This is a genomic window from Haloarcula sebkhae (assembly GCF_014647415.1).
Taxonomy (GTDB): Archaea; Halobacteriota; Halobacteria; order Halobacteriales; family Haloarculaceae; genus Haloarcula; species Haloarcula sebkhae.
The window spans coordinates 164,181-181,505 of sequence record NZ_BMPD01000006.1 but is presented as its reverse complement, the minus strand read 5'-3'; the positions used below and the strand labels follow the sequence as shown (position 1 = coordinate 181,505).

Here is a 17,325-nt window from a genome sequence, read left to right as displayed (position 1 = left end):
CGCTGGAGCAACCTACAGTTCAAGTCGCTCCATCGGCTCAACCTCGAAGGTCAGCAAATGTGACCGAAGACCGGCGTAGGCCCTGTCGCCATCAGTCGTCACACAGTACCGGTTCGGCCTCGCATCGCGAGGGTCACTGTCGTTCTCTTTCCATTCCTCCAGCGTAAGCTCAAGTGTCTTCAACTCGCCGTTAGCGCTCTCGAAGACGGTCGCAACCGACGGTATTCCGTGGTTGTCAGCGACGTAGGCCACCGTGACAGCGTCGTGGTCGGCGTCAAGTTTCGTCCACCCATCGAGTTCGTCCGGCGGGTCCTCAGCAAACTGTTCGATCTCACGCCGGGTCAGTTCGGCCTCTGCTGCATCTCGCCACGCTTGCTTGATATCCTTGGCTTGGACCGCTCAATCTCTTGGAGCACGTCGGTGTCGATACAGTCCGCAGCCCAGGCAAGCACTGTCTTGGCCTTCTTATGTCTCTCCTCGGGTTCGCCGACTAGCTGCCCGAAGCTCATCTCATTAGGAGACGTCAGGAGAACGTGAAAGCGCCAGTAGCCAGGATCAGCGTCGTAATCATCACCGGCATCGGGAGCCCACGACTCCATCGAGGTCCGGACTTCCTCGTGATGACCGAAGCTGGTTCAGTCGACGCCGGCGCAGCCGTACTCGCAGCAGTCGTGATCGTGGGCGGATGGCGGTAGCTCCGTCAATGAGCGCCGTTCCCATCGTCTCCTGTCATCAGGCATCGGAATACCCAACGAGATGATATCGGGTTCCGCTTCGACCGCGTTCCGGATGATACCTTCCAGAGAAGCCTTTTATTCCGTCGCGAAGCCTGTTGCTTGGATGCTACTCCCGGTGGAGGTCGGCCTACTGCAGCCAAGTGACACTTCCCGTTCCCTGAACGTGCAGAATTACGAGGGAGATGATCGTACTCGTTAAGCACGGCACTGAGGATGAACGCTTGTAACTCGGACAGCGTGACAGCATCGAGACACGACTTCAGAAGAACGTCGGGGATTATTTGAAACTCCGGAGTCGTTGACCCACACAATGGTGTCACTGCTAACCGTCGCCGGCATCGCTGTCGCCGTGTTCGTTGGCTTCAACATCGGCGGCTCGTCGACAGGTGTAGCGTTCGGGCCGGCGGTGGGCTCACGCCTCGTTCGGAAGGCGACTGCGGGAGTGCTGTTCGTCGGCTTCGGCTTCCTCGGGGCATGGACCGTAGGTCGGAACGTCATCGCGACAATGAGCAGCAGTATCGTGCCAGCAGCCCAGTTCACGCCCGTTGCAAGCGTCGGGGTTCTGTTTTTTACGGGCGCATCGCTGTTGATATCGAATCTCTACGGCGTCCCAGCCTCCACGTCGATGACGGCTGTCGGCGCCATCGTCGGGTTGGGGCTCGCGTCGGGCACGCTCAACCAAGCGCTGATGTTCGTCATCGTCTCAGCGTGGATCGTCGCCCCACTGGTGAGCCTCGCCATCGGGCTCGTGGTCGGGCGCTACCTCTACCCGTATCTCGACCGCTACGTCGCGTTCACGAAGTTCGATCTCCACTTCGTCCAGATCGACCGCTCAGGGACAATTCCACGCCCATATCTGAACAAAAACGCGTCGCCACAGGACGTCGTCGGGTCACTTTCGGTGGTCCTCATCGGCTGTTATATGGCGTTCTCGGCGGGCGCGTCGAACGCGGCGAACGCCGTGGCACCCCTTGTCGGAGAAGGCGGCGCCCTTACCGTCGACCAAGGAGTCCTGCTCGCGGTGGTAGCCTTCGGGCTGGGGAGTTTCACCATCGCCCGGCGTACGCTGGAGACAGTCGGGGACGACATCACGGAACTCCCGATCCTCGCGTCGCTGATCGTCTCCGTCGTCGGTGGGACGGTCATTACGATCCTCTCATACTTGGGCATCCCTGCGAGTCTCGCGGTCAGCACTACCTCAGCGATTATCGGGCTTGGCTGGGGGCGGGCGAGTCGGGCTGCAACGCTTTCGGAGTTAGCCACACCGACGCCCGAGCGGTCGGAGCTCGACGTCGCGACGGGGGCACTGGTTACATCACGCGCCGAGGAGGCGCCAGCGAGTCCGACCATCGGAGACATCGCCCGACACGAAGAGCCTGCGGAGGGGTCAGAAGCGGTCCCGGATGTTCCGGACATCGGTGCAGAGGGGCCGGCCGATCTCGACGAGCGGAGCCTCTTCGACCCAGCGGCAGCCAAGCGGATCGTCACGATGTGGGTCCTGACACCCTCGCTGGCAGTTGCCGTTTCCTACCCGGTGTTCGCAGTGCTGCTGTGAGCGGTGGTCGGACGCTATACAAGCGGTGATACACACCCGGAATGGTGGGTCGCGAGCGACGCGAGGGTCCCGCGAATGCAGTGAACGGGACGTCGGTGAGTTTTGCTCACCTGTAGACGGCAGCGGCGAGCGGGAACGAACACCTGTTCAACCGGTCATGTCAGTCGGCCAGCCATCCACCGTTCTAGCGGACGCAGAAAGGGCGAGGCCGCCTCAGCTGTTCCCCGACCCCGCAGTACCGCAGGCACTCGGCTTCTTGCTCGCCTACGCAGGAGCCCGAAGCGCGGAACTCGTCGCCGTCTCTGATGACGAGGATTTTCAGAACTCACGGTTGATTGTCGTGTAGCACATCAGAAACAGGATACCGGTCTAGTGTTCCAGTTACCGCTCGTAGTTCGGGGACTCGCTGCGAGAGTTCTGCAGGCGTGTGGCCGTCCGATCCAAGAACGAACTGGATTCCGTACTCGGTGAACAGATCTAGCACCGCTGGGTCAGGATGTACTCGGCCAAGTGAGCCGTGGACGCGGCCAGCGTTTACTTCAGGGACTGTCTTGGAGTCAACAAGCGCTCGCGCGACCCGTTCGTAATCTTCTCGAGTTGTGTGTCGCCGCAATGCTGGAATGCGTTCTGGGAGGTCAAGATGCCCTAGTACATCGAAGAGTTCAGATTCGATGAGTGGAACTACCGCATCGTAGTACCGCTCGACGGCTCTCCGGCGTTGGGTTGGTGACGCAGTGCCGTACTGCGTCCCACTGGTGTAGTCGTACTGGTCTGCGAAGTGGACGCTCCCGATAGTGTATGCGAAGTCGGCCGTGTCGAGAAACGCCGCAATTCGCGACTCGGTCCCTTCGACGTAGCTTACCTCGGCAGCATCGTACAGTCGGAGGTCAGTCGTCTCTCTGGCAGCACGAATATCCTCCCGGCGTTGTCGATACGTTTCGACGAGGTCGTATCTCGCACGTCGCCCGAAGTCGTCTGCAGTGACGATACAATGATCGGTCAGCCCGAGTGCAGACAAGCCAGCCTGTTCGGCCGCGGTAATCATTGCGTCCAGGTCCGACCCATCCGAGTACGTGGTATGCGTGTGGATATCGGTCTGCATCAGGTCTCGCTCTCGCCACTTACGTCATAGAGTCGTTGCCCGTCCAGTTTCGGAACGATGTCACGGCTGTCGAACGCGAGTGTGTACTCGTAAAGATCCGTCCGTTTGATCTGTGGTTTCTCCTCGTACTTCGGCCCCTTCCCAAACTGAACGACCTCCCGATAGATGTCGCGTTGCTCCGGTGTCAGTGGCTTCCCGTGCAGTTGTCGCGCAATATACAGCGCGCCAACGAGATCCTCAGGTGAGGGTTTCCCTTTTGAGCCGGCGGCAACGAAATACGTCCCGCGGTCGCTGTCTGCGAGATAGTTGGCAACCGCTTTCCCGTTAGTCAACCCACCAACGTAGATATCGATGTCGTCACCGCCTGCTAAGCGAAGATCCGTGACTGCGTTCCCACCGTTGGTCGAGGTCATCGCAGTCGGTCGACCAGCGACGTCAATATCCTGCACAAAACTCGGCGAATTAAAGAAGTCATATCCTTCTTCGCCTCGATAATCTGGGCCGGAACTCCCGCCGATTTTCGCGTCTGGATGCTCAGCCTTGAATGCTGGTTCGTTCCCCCGTTCCTCGGTAATGTAAATATACTCCGCGCCATTTGCAAATAGTTCTGGGACCGTCGTCGAGAACTGCGCTACGTCGACGACGACATAGTTCCCTGGATCGGGGTCATCCGGGATCTTTGCACGTCCGAGGATAATCGTCTCCAGCAGTTTCGATTCGAGTGAGTTACCAGTAATCAAGCTCACAGCTCTCACTCAATCCGTCATGTCAAAAGGACCGCTAAGAGTGCTATACACCCGTTACACTCGATATATATGCCTCAATAAGTCTGTACAACACCAGTAGATCCCCTGTACAACCAATCGGAACGGCAGTCTGAGAGTGAGAATGAGAACACGAAGAGGGTGGAAAGACATTAAAGGAAAAGCGCGAGCGCGGCAACGACAAAGAGAGAGCCGGCAAAGAATCCGACATCCATGGGTCGGATCTGCATATCTGCCAGTCGAAGCTCCGTACTTGCCTCGTTAGCTAGTGAGTGCGAAAATCCTCGGGCTTCCATAGCCTCGACAGTGACTCGACTTCGCTTTGCAACATTGAATATCATCGGATAGAACGCACGTACCGATAGCTTCAGCAGGTAGGCATAATGACGCCAGCGGAATCGCCCGGGTGAGTCAGGAGCCGTACTCCGTAGCCGGAACGAGTTCACCAGATCGTGGTATTCCTGAAACAGCACTGGGAGCATCCGGTAGCCGTACGTGATGAGGAACGTGAACTGTCGTGGAATCCCGAGACTTCTGAGGCCCTGAGAGAGGGTCTTCGGGCCCATGCTCGAGAACACTGCCAAACTCGATACGGAGATGATCGTTAACTTCAGCGTGTACGGAATTAGCGCTCGAATTGCCGCGACGGGATCACCCGTGAAGACAGTCACGACAGCGTACGATCCTAACGTCGTTGCCACAGTAAACGCCATCAGTCCGACGAGAAACAGGCTGACCCGCGACAGTACTGCAAGCACCGACACGAACGCTAGCAGTCCGAGAAGGATGGTCGTATCATAGAACAGCCACGGGACGAACAAGAAGACGGCATACCAGAGTAACAGGACTCTGGGGTCCAAGCGGTGGAGGAACGAACCTTCATTCTCGTAGGCCGTCCGGAGCAGGTCAGCTTTGATCGTCTCGACAGACGTGGCATCGCGAAGCGCATCGAGTGTCGTCATTGCTGCTCCTCCACGGCCGGTTTCGATGGTTCGGTCGACGGACTTGCCGTGCTCAGTCGGTCTGTGAATGCCTCGACTGTGAGCGGTGCGGGACTAAGACCGAGTTCTGTCCCGAGGCGGACCACTTGCGGCGGGCGAAGATTTGCTTGTTTGAGGGCGGCAAGGTCAGCAAACACGTCACTTGGCGGACCGTCAGCGATGATGTTACCGTCGTGGAGGACGACGATACGAGTCGCCCACGATGCCGCGAGTTCGAGGTCGTGTGTCGCAATCACGACCGTCTCGACACGCTCGCCTGCCCGGTTGATGGTTCGACCGACCTCCTCACGGCTTGCGAGGTCGAGACTGCCGGTTGGTTCGTCAAGCAAGATAATCGACGGGTTCGTCGCCAGCCCGATCGCCAGTGACGCCCGTCGCTGCTGGCCGACGCTGAGCAGACGGCCATCCCGGGACTGGAGGGTCTCCAAGTCGAGGAATTCGATCACCTCGTCCACTCGCTGCTCAACGTTCGGGTAGTCCCTGTCGTCGAGATAGTGGGCGACATCAGCTCGGACACTATCGTCGATAAACATCTCTTCGGGGTTCTGTTTGACGTACACAACCTCCTCGGCCAGTTGCTCCGGGAGTACATCTTCAGTGTCCGTTCCACCGACGGTTACCGTCCCTTCGTCGGGTGTTTCCAAGCCAGTCACCAGTTGCATGAGCGTGGATTTCCCAGCACCGTTGCTGCCGGCGAGGACGACTCGTTCGTCCGGGTAGACATCCAGTGAGAGAGTATCGAGAACTTCTTTCGTCCCGCTTCGGAGTGTCTCGTATGAATGCGAGACGTTATCGAATGAGATGACAGGCTTCCCTGTCCGGTTTCCTTCCGATGGTCCATCAGTTCGTGTTCCAGTGGTGCTACCGTAATCGGTGAACAAATCAAGGCCATCCGCAAGTGTCACCGGGAGTGGGCAAGCATCATCAAGGACGCGCTCGGCGATACGCGTGACCTGTGGGGGATGGACATCCTGCCCTCTGAGATCTTCGAGCTGATTGAGTGCCGTCTCGACCGGTAGTTTCCAACTGACAATGCCATCCTCAACGAGGACAACGCTATCACAATATTCAGCGATGAACTCTGTCTGATGCTCGATAGTGACCACGGTTTTCCCATGGGTTTCGTTGAGCATGGCGAGGCGGTCGTAGGTCTCTCGGGCGTTGACTGGGTCAAGCTGTGCCGCTGGTTCGTCGACGACGAGGATGTCGGGGTCTAGCGATAACGCTGCTGCCAGCGCAACCAAGTGTTTTTGCCCGCCGGAGAGTTCCCAGACGAAACGGTCCTCCAGCCCACTCAAATCAAGCAGATCTAGTGTCCGGTGGACTCGCTCGCGGTAGTCCTCGTGCCCATAGTTCATCGGGGCGAACGCGACTTCCTCGAATACAGTCGGACTAACAAGTTGGTTGTCGAACTCCTGGAACACGTAGCCGACATGCTGAGAGAGCTCTGCAACAGAGCTTTCCGAGACATCGTGTCCAGCGACGGTAACTTGTCCTCGCATATCCCCCTCGTAAAAATGGGGGATGATCCCGTTAAACGACTTACACAGCGTCGTCTTGCCGGACCCGTTCCCACCGATGATGGCGACGAACTCGCCGGGTTCGATTGTCAGATCTGCCCCGGACAACACGGCTTCCTCAGCACCAGGATACTGGAACTGCAGTTGTTCAACGTCAATGTGAGAGTTATGTGTCGTTGTCATCATCTTAGGCCGTTTGCGTTGCGCGGTACCAGACGATGGAGGCCACGATAGCGGAGACGACAATGGGGACTACAATGTAACTCTGGCCGAACGTCGCGAGGAATTCCGGCTCCCAGACTACGTTGACCGCCCCACCGACTTCGCTGGCAGCCTCGGCCACAAAGGCGAGCGGGAAGGTGATAAGCACCGCCAACAGCGCCTTCGGCGAAAAGCCATGCCACATCGACCCGCCACGTTCACCCTCAAACGGTTCCATACCGAGCAGCGGTTCGACTTTCCCGTGAAGCTTGGGGTAGAGATACAGTGCGGGGATTACGCCGAAAAGAATCCCCGTGATCAGCAGCTGTGTGAGGAAGTCGACCCCTTCAAGGACGATAATGCTCTCGGGGAGACCGGGTACGGCTTCCAATTCTTCAACCCCGATATACACCTTTCCAATATCGATGAACGTGGCGAAGAACTCTTCGAGTGCCTCAGCCAGAAACACGACAATTGCCAACTGAGTGGTGTTTTCCGGGTCCTGAAGCAGTTTCGCGGCAAAATAATAGCAAACAGGGATGAGGAGCAATCCCTCCATGGCACCCAGTCCATCGAACTCACCGAGCAGTATTTCGCCGAATACGATCTCGCCAACAGGCACAGCTACTGCAGCCCAGTAGGTCCTGAAGAGTAGCACCAGCACGATCGGGATAAAGATGAAGCCACCAACGCCCAGTTCTAGCGGTCCGACCGTGAACTCAGGCATGATTTCTGTGAACGCATTCTGCAACCCGGTAAGAGACATAACGAGTATGAACACCATCATGTCCTGTTTACCAAACGATAACCAACCCTCCGTATCAGCCGAGAGTGTGCTCATGCTACACTGGAACGCATGCTGATGACGTGTTTGAATATTTATAATACATATACTGACTACTATGAACTGTCCACCGTGGCTCATAATACTATATACGGCCCTGTTTAGATGTCTCCAATAACGTGGGATGGTACCGCAGAAAGAGGCATCCGTGGCGACACCCGGTCAGCAGTCTTGGAGTCGTCCACCCACCGGGACAGTGATGCCCTCTTCGCGAGCGTAATCTGCGACGGTCTTGAACGGGAGACCGAACGACTCGACGGTTGTCTCGTGTGGAATCGGCCAGTCATCGCTGTAGACGACGTAGGAGTTGGTGGCAAGGCTGTACTCTCGACTGGCTTCGAGACTCTGGCCGTTGACAGCCACACCGATTAGCCGTCCAGCCGCGGAATCGTACTCGACGGTCATTCCGCTGACGTCGCCGTGCCAGAGCCGTCCGTCCTCGCGGTGGGGACAGAAGGCCGCCTGCAAGAGGGCTTGTAGCTGTTCACCCGTGACGTGGAGGGCTTCTACCGTACCGCCGAAGGGGTGTACACTGGCCACCTCGCCAGCCGTGACTTCGCCGGACAGGGGTCGCCCCTCTCGAAGACCGCCATTGGGGACGAAGCTGACGTCGGTATCAGCCGCCCAGCGATAGGCGTCGGCCACGAGGTTGCCAACACGACTCTCGCCGCGGGTTCGCCGGTCGAGACCTCGATGGATCGGGTCGTCGACAGTGGCAACAGTCTCCAGCAAGCCGACATCGGCCAGCTGCTCGCGTGTCGTGTCAGCCACGGATTCGTCGAGAGGTCCCTCAGCTGTCGAGTGACGGGTGGCACTCGGCGAGCAAGTCCCGTCGAAGAGCTCGATTTCCCAGACCACCTGCCCGTTCGCTCCGGGACGGACGACCAGTGTTCCGTCGACAATCTCGTGGCGTTCCGTGTGGACGTGGCCGCCGAGGACCACGTCGACGCCCTCGACGGCCGCAACGGCGGTCTCTAGGTCGCTCCGCAAGTGTGCGAGAACGACGAAATGATCGACACTGTCACCGAGTTCACTGACCGCTGTCCACACGCTCTCGACCGGACTGGTCACGTTCAGCTCTGACGCGCCGGTGGGTGCAATCCGGGGAGTCGCTGGATCGATGACGCCGACGAATCCGACTCGCCGCCCGTCTCGGTGCAGGACCGTCGTTCCGTCTAACCCAGCGAATGGAACGCCACGCTCGTCCTCACTCTCCCCTTCAAAAACGTTCGCGACGATCCACTCCTGTGGACTCTTCGAGATCACGTCTAGAATGGGGGCAGTCCCAAAGTCGAAATCGTGGTTCCCTACCGTCTCGACGTCGGTACTCACTGCCCCGAAAAACGGCATCGCTTGATGCCCCTCGTAGTAATGGGCGAGGACACCCGGTGCAGTGTTGTCGCCGGTGCCAGCGACTACAGTATCCTCACCGCGGATCGACCGGATCGTTCCAGCAAGCCGACCCATTCGCACGGGGTCGTCGCAAGCGTTCTCAATGTCAGAGTAGTGGAGCAACCGGATCGACATCTTTCGGAACCGATTCCAGCGGGGCATAGAAGTGAATACCGTTTGTAGCTTCTTGTCAGGGGGCCGATAGCAGAGGTGTTGGTTCTGGAAGGTCGCGAGGTCGTGTAGCGGTGTACACCGGGTTCAGCGCCACTAGTTTGCGGAATACCGGTAGCAGGGCGAGTAGAGATCCACTATCCAGATGAGTGTCCCCATTGAAATTGTCGTCCCGCCAAGTACCAACAGGGCTGATTCGCTGCGATAGTTAGAACGGATTTGAGAGATATTCGTTCGGAATCGAGTTGCGCACAGTAACGAGTGGGTCGACGACTTGGCTGATTTCGAGGCCGCCAACGAGGCTCGAAAAGAGGTAAGCGTCGGTCAGCGTGTAATCGTGTTCGGCAGCGAGTAATTCGATGAGGTCCTCGTTTGCCATCTTGACCGCATCTTCCATCGTTTCGGCACTTGCAACCGTCTTCCACGCGTCACCAGTGTCGACGAGTGGGCGCTCAAGGTCGACAGCAGCGTCCGCGATTACTGAGACGGTGACGTCGATTTCGGTTCCGATTTCGGCACCAGTACCACACATTTCACCGTCTGCCATCGCAGCCTTCGAATCACCCATCGCTAACATCGCACCGTCTTGGAACACCGGAAAATAGGCTGTCGTCCCGGTGGTCATATCCGTCGTATCGAGATTTCCGCCGTGGTCGTGTGGCGTCAAGGTCGACATCGCTTCCTCAGATGTTGCCACGCCAATGGTCCCGATGACAGGGTCAACTGGGATCTCCATATCCTTGAACGAGAGTGACGTACCGTCGTTGGTTATCTCCGTCACGCGCGTCGCTGGGTGTTCGATGTTTTCGTGATCCTGGAGGAGTCCAAACCCCGGTGCCGTAATTACGCGACCCAAGTCCTCGTTGACTCGTACGTCTTCGATCTCAATCTTGAGGACATCGCCGGGTGTGGCTCCCTCAACAGCGACCGGCCCCGTAGCCGCATTCACTTCTTCAGGGATCGCATCCATCAGATCAGCGTCTGACTGAACGGCTTTGTTCAGGCTATCGATGGTTTCAAACGTGAGTGATTCCCCGTCTGCAGCCGTATACAGCGGTTCCATATTCGGAGCGAACTCGTAGACATGGCCATCTTTGTATGATATGACAGTCCGTGCCATCGTACGATTTCGTTGAAAACTGTCACTTATAAATCTATTTGAGTGAAATCTGCCTTGATCTCGTTTTTCCGTACTTCGAGCCGCCTGACTCCAGCCTCACGAGACTCGATCAAAAGTACGACACGGCACGGGCCGAGAGGCTGTCTCCGGCCATCGCTAAACTGGGACACTCCATCGACTTGCCTTCGAAGGTCAGACGATGCGAGCGAAGAAAGTCGCGACTGGTAGAGTCCGTGGTTGTCAGTTGACTTGTAGCTGCACGGACGGTTGCCACTCGACAGTTCCACCCGCATGGTCGCCGCCCCACGATCATTTGCTGAAGCTAGCGTGTATTAACGCGAGAATCTAACGGGCCGTCTCATTCCGATTCGTCGGCCAATGTTTTGAGTTCCACCAGCCGCGGCAGTTCTGAAACGCCGCTGAGTACGACCAGAACCGACAACGTGTTTCGACCGGGCGTCGGCATATCGCCGCTTCGCACCTCTGGTGACTGGAGTTCCTCCGTGAGCCATCGCCGCCCGTCGGTAACGGCATCCCGGATCAACCACGCGGGCGGCCCGGCAAACACGGCCAGGGCTCTATCGACCGAGTCCAGCTCGCACTGGGCCGTCAGTTTGCCACGGACCGCTCGGCGAAGTGTCGTCTCGACGGCGTTGTATGCCTCGATTTCGTCGACGTCGTCTGAGTTGTCGCCGAGAAAACGGTTCTTGAGCTGGTCTATGACTGTCCCGTCACCGCCGCCGTCGGCCGATTGCAGGTCCTGACTGGCGTAGCCAAGCGCCGTGAAGCCCGAGTCTGAGAGGGTGTTGATTATTTCGCTGGCGTCGACGACACTCTGGCCGACTGCCTCAGATGCCGTCGCCTCACCTGCTGCGAACAGCGCCCCCAGCCGCGTCACGACCGTCTCGTTCAGTGTCTCGGCGGCCCCATCGACTGTCTGCCCGCTCCCGAGCCACGCTTCGTTGTCGAACAGTATCTGCCCATCGACGGTCGCTTCGAGCGCTCGAAGTGCTTGGATGGTGTTCGCGGCTGCTTCGTCGTCTCTGCCGGCGGGCAACACCGACAGACAGTAGACTGGGATCGTGTAGACCTCTCTGAGTGCATCGGCAACGTGGGCCGTGGCACCGCTGCCAGTTCCGCCCGCAAGCCCGGCCACGAGGACGATGGCGTCGATATCGCTCGTAGCCAATTCGTCTATTGCCCGGCGCACTTCGAGCCGTTCGTCTTCGATGGCGGCGGCACCGTTCGTCCGGTCACCGTTCGTTCCGCTCCCGTTTGTTTCGGAGAGTCCGAAGGTGTGCCGACGGTCATTCGGGAGTGCGTCGAGTTCAGTGAGTGCTTCGGTGTCCGTGTCGAGGGCACAGGCCGCGCCGAGATACGTTGTCTCGCGGCGGTCGTTGTCCTGCCACAGCCGCTCGACGATCCGGCCTCCAGCACCACCGATTCCGACTGCCGCGACTCGCATACGTCGCATTTAGTGTAGACTGATATTAATAATCCGACTCGGTACGAGGCCCCACCGGAACCTCATCGCATGATGAGGTACAATGGAAAACAGGGAACGAGCTTCGTTAGCGGTTCCTACGTCTGGTGTCCCTGTGCCAGACCACCAGCATCCGTCGGACCAGAGGCTTTTCATGCGGCAAGCGCTGAGAGAGGCCGTGTCTCAGGCCCTCGCCAACGAGCCATCCGATTCCCTGTCTGTCACTATCTCCGGCGGATCGATGGGTGGCCTGTTTACCGGCATCGCTCTCGGTAGTGCAGGCCACGAGGTAACTATCGCCGAACAATCGGCCGGCGACCTGCGAAGTCGCGGCGGCGGCATCGTCGCCCAGCAGTCAATCCGCCGGTTCCTCTCGCACCACGACATCGTCGACCCAGCGCGCATAACCACCCGAGCCAGTGAGCGGCGCTTTCTGACCGCTGACGGCGATGTACGGACATCAACACCAGATTCAATGGTTTTCACCTCCTGGGACGCCGTCTATCGGCAGTTGCGAGCGGCGTTCCCGGACGAACGGTACCACACCGGTCGGACTGTCACGGGCGTCAGGGCCACAGACGGCACGGTTAGATTCGCCGACGGGGATCGGACCACCGCCGACTTGGTCGTCGCTGCCGACGGCGGGCGGTCTACAGCCCGGGCGCAACTGTTTCCCGACACCGACCCGGAGTTTGCTGACTACGTCGCCTGGCGTGGTGTCGTCCCGGAAGCGGACCTGTCGGACACAGTTGTCGACGCGTTCGATGGCCGTTTCATCTTTTATCAGGGGGAACAAATGCTCATTCTTGCGTACTTCATCCCTGGCGAAGACGGCAGCACCGCTTCCGGTGACCGCCGTCTCAACTGGGTCTGGTACGATACGCTCTCCGGGCGAGAGCATGAGACGATCTTCACCGACACAACAGGAGCAAGCCAGCAGTTCAGCGTGTCGCCGGGGCAACTCCGAGGCCCAGTCGAAACTCGCCAGCGCGAGCGGGCAGCCGAGATACTGCCGCCCGTGTTTACCGACCTCGTTGCAACAACGGCAGCCCCCTTCGTGCAGGCGATTTACGACCTGCAAATCCCCCAGATGACAGTCGATAGAGTCTGTCTGCTCGGTGATGCGGCGTTCGTCGCCCGCCCGCACACGGCCGCTGGCACTTCGAAGGCGGCGAGTGATGCTGTTGAACTCAAGGCTGCTCTCGACCGCCACAGTTCCCTTGGAGACGCACTGGCGTCCTGGGATGATGCCCGGACCAACTACGGAGCGCGTCTCGTTGCGCAGGGCAAGCGAATGGGCGACGAACGGTTGTCACTTGGGAGTTGATGGACTACCGTTCTACGTGCGGGTTTTCTCGGGTATAGGTTCGGTACTGGCTCTTAGATTCTGGCGCCGTCTTCTCGCGTTGTAAGAATGGACGGCGTGCTACTTGTCTGCTGCTCCGCTAGTCAGCATATGACCCTCGTTGTCCCGTTCGACGGTTCCGAACTAGCCGAGGCAGCACTCGTCCGGGCGACGGAGTTCGGCACTGTCTTCGAAGAGGATGTGCTGGCCGTCAGTGTTATCCGGGATGGGAATGCCAAGTACGCTCGGGAACACGACTGGATCGGGCCGAACGAGGACTTCGATCTGGAGACGGTCGTCACCTCACTGCATGAACAGGTGATGGACCTGTGTCCGAGTTCGGATTTCCGCCATACAGTCGTAGATCGATACGCGCCGGCTGGGGCTGTAGCGAAAGCTATCCGTAAGATGGCCAAGAGAGAAGACGCCTCAATGGTATTCATCGGAAGCGAAAACGCCGGTCATCTCGTTACAAGCATCAGCAGTGTTGGCGGGTCGATTGCCTCGGACGATGCCTACGACGTTGTCATCGTTCGACATCGCAACCCGTCCAAGATCGCCAAGCTCAGGAACACGTCCCCGCACAGACAGCCGAAATCCGATTTTTATCTCCCGGAATAGGAACGACAGTCGTTCAGCAAAACAAGTATTGAAAACAGAAGCGCGTCTTTGGACGCTTTTTCGCCGAATATCTTCGCACTCTGTCTCACCAATTGAGACCTGTGGTATCGTTCACTTAGCAAAGCGTGGGTCCCACGTATGCAAATACGCGCTGTCCAACGGAGTGATAACCGGTGCAGCTGTCACGGCGCGACTTCCTGACCGCGGCGGGCGCGGGGACGGTCGGCGCACTCGCTCTCGGTGAGTCGCTCCATCTCGTAACTGACACCCGCCCGGACGATGTCAGCGGAGCTCTCGAAGATCTTACCTCGGCACTGCCACGGGTGGCCGTCGAACAGAAGGAGTCCGGGCTGTGGGCGCTACAAATATCCAAGACCGTTCCTGACCCAGCCGAAGACGTGACCTGCTAACCGAGGTTGAACGCCCGGATTGCCAGACGTTCCCGGTTCGCTTTTCCCTATCAACTAAGCGGTGTGGCTGGTTCGAGATGATATATGACTCTCCGCACCGATGGGAAGGGTGCTTCTCTACCGTCGCTCGATTGACGCTCTGGTGTTGCAAAACACCGAATTTATTTATATTTACTTCGTAAATATGCAACACAGTGTACACTGAGGCAGAGCTTCGGGCGCTGGAAGCCCTGCAAGGAAAGTCGACAGTTTCGGGACTCGCCGAGGAACTAAACCGGAGTCGTAGTTACGTGTCCGAACTCGTTATCCGAATGGAGTCGAAGGGACTGATTCACACCAGCCGTGAGGGAAAGCAAAAGCAGATCAATCGGTCAGATGCCCGAGCCATAGAACTGTTCGACGGTTTCGTCCAACAGTACACCCACATCCCGTTTCCCGAATTGCTCGGCGGCGCAACGCTACGGATTCTGTACTGCCTGCAGTCGCCGGCGAGTGCCAGCCAACTCGCGGAACAAGCCGGCGTTCATCGAAGCACGGTACATCGGTCGTTGTCCCCGTTGGAGAACCGCGGGATGATATACAAGTCGGACGGAAAGTACAGGCTCAACGACGACTTCGAGGAGCTATCTACCGTGGCCCATGAGTTTGCGCATTTGCGGCACAGACACCGCATCGAGGACCACACGGAGTCGTTCACAATTCTCTGGGAATCGCTGGACGAGTTTCTCGTCCAGACCCGCACCGATATCGAGGAAGATGCGTTCCACCTGACGGGGCCAGAATTGTTCCAAGCGTACGACCTCCCGTTGATGGCTCGTCAGCGTCGGTACTACCTGTACTCGGAGTCGATCGATGAGGTATCGCCGCCGGAGTTGTGTTGTCATATGCTTGTAATCGATGACGGAACGCGCTCGCAGTCCTACTGCCTCCTCTTGCTCAGCGAGACGGCAATCGACCGCGACGAAGTACTCCAAGCCGCGCAAAAGTACGAGGTCGACGAACAGGTGTCGACCCTCCTCGAATACCTCGATACTGAGGGAGAAAGTCGGTCGGGACGCCTTCCGCGGTGGGAGGAGTTCCGTGAGCTCGCCGACGAATACGGGGTGACAGTATGAGGCGGCGGTTCGACAGCGAGTACATCGAGTCTGAACTGCGACGGGTGGGCAGGCAACTCGAAACTGAACTGACTGTCTATCTGATCGGCGGCGGTGCGATGTCGTTCCGTGGTCTCAAGAACGCCACTAAGGACATCGACCTCATCGTTAGCAGCGGCGACGAGCTTCGAGTGCTACAGGCAGTCTTGCTGGACAACGGGTACGACATCGTCAAAGAGCCCGGAGAGGAGTACGGCGACCTCGGAGCGCAGCGGATCCTCGAGAACGACGACGGGTGTCGTATCGACATTTTCAACCAACAGGTGATCGACAAGCTCGTCCTCTCGGAGGGGATGCGCCGGCGGAGCGAAACCGATCTCGACGCCGGGAGGCTGTCGGTCGCGCTGGTCAGTGCCGAGGACATCTTCCTGTTCAAGTCGGTCGCCGGGCGGACAGACGACATTGAGGACATGTTCGCCCTCGTGCAGACCGAACTCGATTTCGACGTTATCGAGGACGAACTGGAGCAGCAGATCGACTTGCTGGGACAGGAGCTGTTCGTCACCCACGCGAACCAGGCGCTACTGGAACTCGAAGAGCAGCACAACATCTCGACGCCCTTGGCCGAGCGGGTCTCCGAAATCACCGAACGCGTGTACCGGGAGCTCGAAGTGTTGCAGGCCTTCGACGAGTCGATCTCCCGGGCAGAATTGAAAGCCGCGGTCGACCTTTCTCCCGAGGACGTAGACGAGGCTCTCGAACATCTCGTAGCGAAGGATGTCATCGCGATCGAAGACAACGAGATAGGTCGGAAGTCGACCACCCTTTGACAGGGCCGTCACCCTCGACGAGCGTGGCACTGAACGGGTAGGCGCTTAGCAGCCCTCGGTGTTCTGAGGGCTCCAAAAGAGTGTCATATATCTGTGCCTCTATCTCGGCATCAGGTATAGAGTCGGAAACGAAGGAAACGTTTCGACCGTAGAAACGGTCCCTCTGTAGGAAGACGGATTTCGCGAGGACGACCACTGAGAGGTCGGACTCAAACTCCTTCCGTTCGTCGACACGCCGAGGCTCACCTGCTCTCGAGGAGTACGCACAGGCGGAACGAGAACGGATCGAGTCCTTCATCGAGGAGTACGAGCGCAAAGCCGACGCCGGCTCGGACATGGATATCGCAATCCGTGGCCAACAGGAGCGTCTCGAACAGCTCGAAGAACGAATCGAAACTCGTCGCGAAGAACCGACGGAAACAGACCTCCGTGATGCTGTCGAGCACGCTGGAGATGCAGTCGAATTTGTAGACCGCGTAGAGGCCAACACACAACTCCAAGCCACCTACGATGAGTATTCCGTCGTTGCCCGGCTTGATGACTCGCGGATTGTTGGTGATATCGACCGATTGCTTGTCACCCCCGGCAGCTACCGTATTATCGACTACAAAACGAACGACCTCTCGGAAGCCTCGAGTGCCGGATTAGCTGAACACTATCGCCCCCAGATGCTCGCCTACGCGCTAGCGCTCCTCCAGCACGACCGGAGCCGCAGTGTCTGTGCGTCTCTTCGGTTCACTGATGCCGGTGTCGAAGAGCGATTCGACTGGGACCCAACCGAATACTCCCAGATAGAATCTGATCTCAGTTCTATGGTTGAATTGGTTTCTGAGTGGGACTAGCCCAGAAGAGAAGTGCCACTCCCGATACAGCAGACGGGGTGGCAGTCAGTTTGGGAGTCGCTCCGGAATTTCCTCCGAAGGAGTATCGTAATTGTGACGTGCTCGCTGACAGTCGACTGGACATACCCCTTCCGAGAGCGTGTTCGTAGCCGTGCAGCAATCACAGAACCGAGAGACTGCAAGCAGATATCACAACTGTTTTTGTTACCAACTGCGTACCGGTAGGTGGGTTCTGGTCCTCGCTCCATTTCCCCCTTGAATCCGATTCAGATCATCGATTGGCCCGAGTCCAG

The 17,325-nt window shown here is 58.2% G+C and carries 14 protein-coding genes and 3 pseudogenes; 8 read left to right on the top strand and 9 right to left on the bottom strand.

Features of this window, described 5'->3' with window-relative positions:
• Positions 1 to 12: 12 nt before the first annotated feature.
• Positions 13 to 635, bottom strand: a pseudogene (locus IEY38_RS21775) (hypothetical protein); the annotation flags it as partial.
• Positions 636 to 1,047: 412 nt separating this feature from the next.
• Here IEY38_RS21775 and IEY38_RS17015 point away from each other — a divergent pair.
• Positions 1,048 to 2,292, top strand: a complete 1,245-nt coding sequence (locus IEY38_RS17015; protein ID WP_188979742.1) for an inorganic phosphate transporter — start codon at positions 1,048 to 1,050, stop codon at positions 2,290 to 2,292.
• Positions 2,293 to 2,533: 241 nt separating this feature from the next.
• A pseudogene (locus tag IEY38_RS21320) lies at positions 2,534 to 2,608 on the top strand (site-specific integrase); the annotation flags it as partial.
• 9 nt (positions 2,609 to 2,617) lie between these two features.
• Here IEY38_RS21320 and IEY38_RS17010 read toward each other — a convergent pair.
• From IEY38_RS17010 to IEY38_RS16975, 8 genes are all read right to left on the bottom strand, one after another.
• Positions 2,618 to 3,394, bottom strand: coding sequence for a PHP domain-containing protein (locus IEY38_RS17010; protein WP_188979739.1), 777 nt, complete (start codon positions 3,392 to 3,394; stop codon positions 2,618 to 2,620).
• Positions 3,394 to 4,140: a 2-phosphosulfolactate phosphatase gene (locus IEY38_RS17005; protein ID WP_188979737.1), complete on the bottom strand. Its 747-nt coding sequence runs from the start codon at positions 4,138 to 4,140 to the stop codon at positions 3,394 to 3,396. The genes IEY38_RS17010 and IEY38_RS17005 overlap by 1 nt, the downstream gene beginning before the upstream one ends.
• A gap of 170 nt (positions 4,141 to 4,310) precedes the next feature.
• Complete coding sequence (locus tag IEY38_RS17000; RefSeq protein WP_188979735.1) at positions 4,311 to 5,120, bottom strand: energy-coupling factor transporter transmembrane component T family protein; 810 nt, start codon at positions 5,118 to 5,120, stop codon at positions 4,311 to 4,313.
• Positions 5,117 to 6,865, bottom strand: coding sequence for an ABC transporter ATP-binding protein (locus IEY38_RS16995; protein WP_188979732.1), 1,749 nt, complete (start codon positions 6,863 to 6,865; stop codon positions 5,117 to 5,119). The genes IEY38_RS17000 and IEY38_RS16995 overlap by 4 nt, the downstream gene beginning before the upstream one ends.
• Before the next feature lies 1 nt (position 6,866).
• Positions 6,867 to 7,721, bottom strand: coding sequence for a hypothetical protein (locus IEY38_RS16990; protein WP_188979724.1), 855 nt, complete (start codon positions 7,719 to 7,721; stop codon positions 6,867 to 6,869).
• 165 nt (positions 7,722 to 7,886) lie between these two features.
• On the bottom strand, positions 7,887 to 9,251 hold the full coding sequence (locus IEY38_RS16985) for a bifunctional metallophosphatase/5'-nucleotidase (RefSeq protein ID WP_188979722.1): 1,365 nt from the start codon (positions 9,249 to 9,251) through the stop codon (positions 7,887 to 7,889).
• A gap of 244 nt (positions 9,252 to 9,495) precedes the next feature.
• The gene (locus IEY38_RS16980) at positions 9,496 to 10,407 is read right to left on the bottom strand and encodes an acetamidase/formamidase family protein (protein WP_188979720.1); all 912 of its coding nucleotides are present in this window, start codon (positions 10,405 to 10,407) and stop codon (positions 9,496 to 9,498) included.
• 358 nt (positions 10,408 to 10,765) lie between these two features.
• Positions 10,766 to 11,872 carry a tubulin/FtsZ family protein gene (locus IEY38_RS16975; protein ID WP_188979718.1) on the bottom strand — a complete coding sequence of 369 codons (1,107 nt, stop codon included), beginning with the start codon at positions 11,870 to 11,872 and terminating at the stop codon, positions 10,766 to 10,768.
• Between the two features lie 196 nt (positions 11,873 to 12,068).
• Between IEY38_RS16975 and IEY38_RS16970 the strand changes: the two genes are divergently transcribed.
• From IEY38_RS16970 to IEY38_RS16945, 6 genes and pseudogenes are all read left to right on the top strand, one after another.
• Entirely contained in the window at positions 12,069 to 13,217 is a 1,149-nt protein-coding gene (locus tag IEY38_RS16970; protein ID WP_188979716.1) for an FAD binding domain-containing protein, read from the top strand.
• Between the two features lie 129 nt (positions 13,218 to 13,346).
• Complete coding sequence (locus IEY38_RS16965; protein WP_188853472.1) at positions 13,347 to 13,856, top strand: universal stress protein; 510 nt, start codon at positions 13,347 to 13,349, stop codon at positions 13,854 to 13,856.
• A 173-nt stretch (positions 13,857 to 14,029) separates the two neighbouring features.
• A complete protein-coding gene (locus IEY38_RS16960; RefSeq protein WP_188979714.1) occupies positions 14,030 to 14,266 on the top strand; it encodes a twin-arginine translocation signal domain-containing protein in 237 nt (78 codons plus the stop codon).
• Positions 14,267 to 14,460: 194 nt separating this feature from the next.
• Positions 14,461 to 15,381 carry a helix-turn-helix domain-containing protein gene (locus tag IEY38_RS16955; protein ID WP_188979712.1) on the top strand — a complete coding sequence of 307 codons (921 nt, stop codon included), beginning with the start codon at positions 14,461 to 14,463 and terminating at the stop codon, positions 15,379 to 15,381.
• Positions 15,378 to 16,190, top strand: a complete 813-nt coding sequence (locus IEY38_RS16950; protein WP_188979710.1) for a DUF6036 family nucleotidyltransferase — start codon at positions 15,378 to 15,380, stop codon at positions 16,188 to 16,190. Before IEY38_RS16955 ends, IEY38_RS16950 begins: the two co-directional genes overlap by 4 nt.
• Before the next feature lie 251 nt (positions 16,191 to 16,441).
• Positions 16,442 to 17,032 (top strand): annotated as a pseudogene (locus IEY38_RS16945) (PD-(D/E)XK nuclease family protein); the annotation flags it as partial.
• Between the last annotated feature and the right edge of the window lie 293 nt (positions 17,033 to 17,325).

Excerpts from the sequence above, each read along its gene's own strand:
- IEY38_RS17015 (WP_188979742.1), top strand. The coding sequence starts at position 1,048 with ATGGTGTCACTGCTAACCGTCGCCGGCATCGCTGTCGCCGTGTTCGTT.
- IEY38_RS17010 (WP_188979739.1), bottom strand. The coding sequence starts at position 3,394 with ATGCAGACCGATATCCACACGCATACCACGTACTCGGATGGGTCGGAC.
- IEY38_RS17000 (WP_188979735.1), bottom strand. The coding sequence starts at position 5,120 with ATGACGACACTCGATGCGCTTCGCGATGCCACGTCTGTCGAGACGATC.
- IEY38_RS16995 (WP_188979732.1), bottom strand. The coding sequence starts at position 6,865 with ATGATGACAACGACACATAACTCTCACATTGACGTTGAACAACTGCAG.
- IEY38_RS16990 (WP_188979724.1), bottom strand. The coding sequence starts at position 7,721 with ATGAGCACACTCTCGGCTGATACGGAGGGTTGGTTATCGTTTGGTAAA.
- IEY38_RS16985 (WP_188979722.1), bottom strand. The coding sequence starts at position 9,251 with ATGTCGATCCGGTTGCTCCACTACTCTGACATTGAGAACGCTTGCGAC.
- IEY38_RS16980 (WP_188979720.1), bottom strand. The coding sequence starts at position 10,407 with ATGGCACGGACTGTCATATCATACAAAGATGGCCATGTCTACGAGTTC.
- IEY38_RS16975 (WP_188979718.1), bottom strand. The coding sequence starts at position 11,872 with ATGCGAGTCGCGGCAGTCGGAATCGGTGGTGCTGGAGGCCGGATCGTC.
- IEY38_RS16965 (WP_188853472.1), top strand. The coding sequence starts at position 13,347 with ATGACCCTCGTTGTCCCGTTCGACGGTTCCGAACTAGCCGAGGCAGCA.
- IEY38_RS16950 (WP_188979710.1), top strand. The coding sequence starts at position 15,378 with ATGAGGCGGCGGTTCGACAGCGAGTACATCGAGTCTGAACTGCGACGG.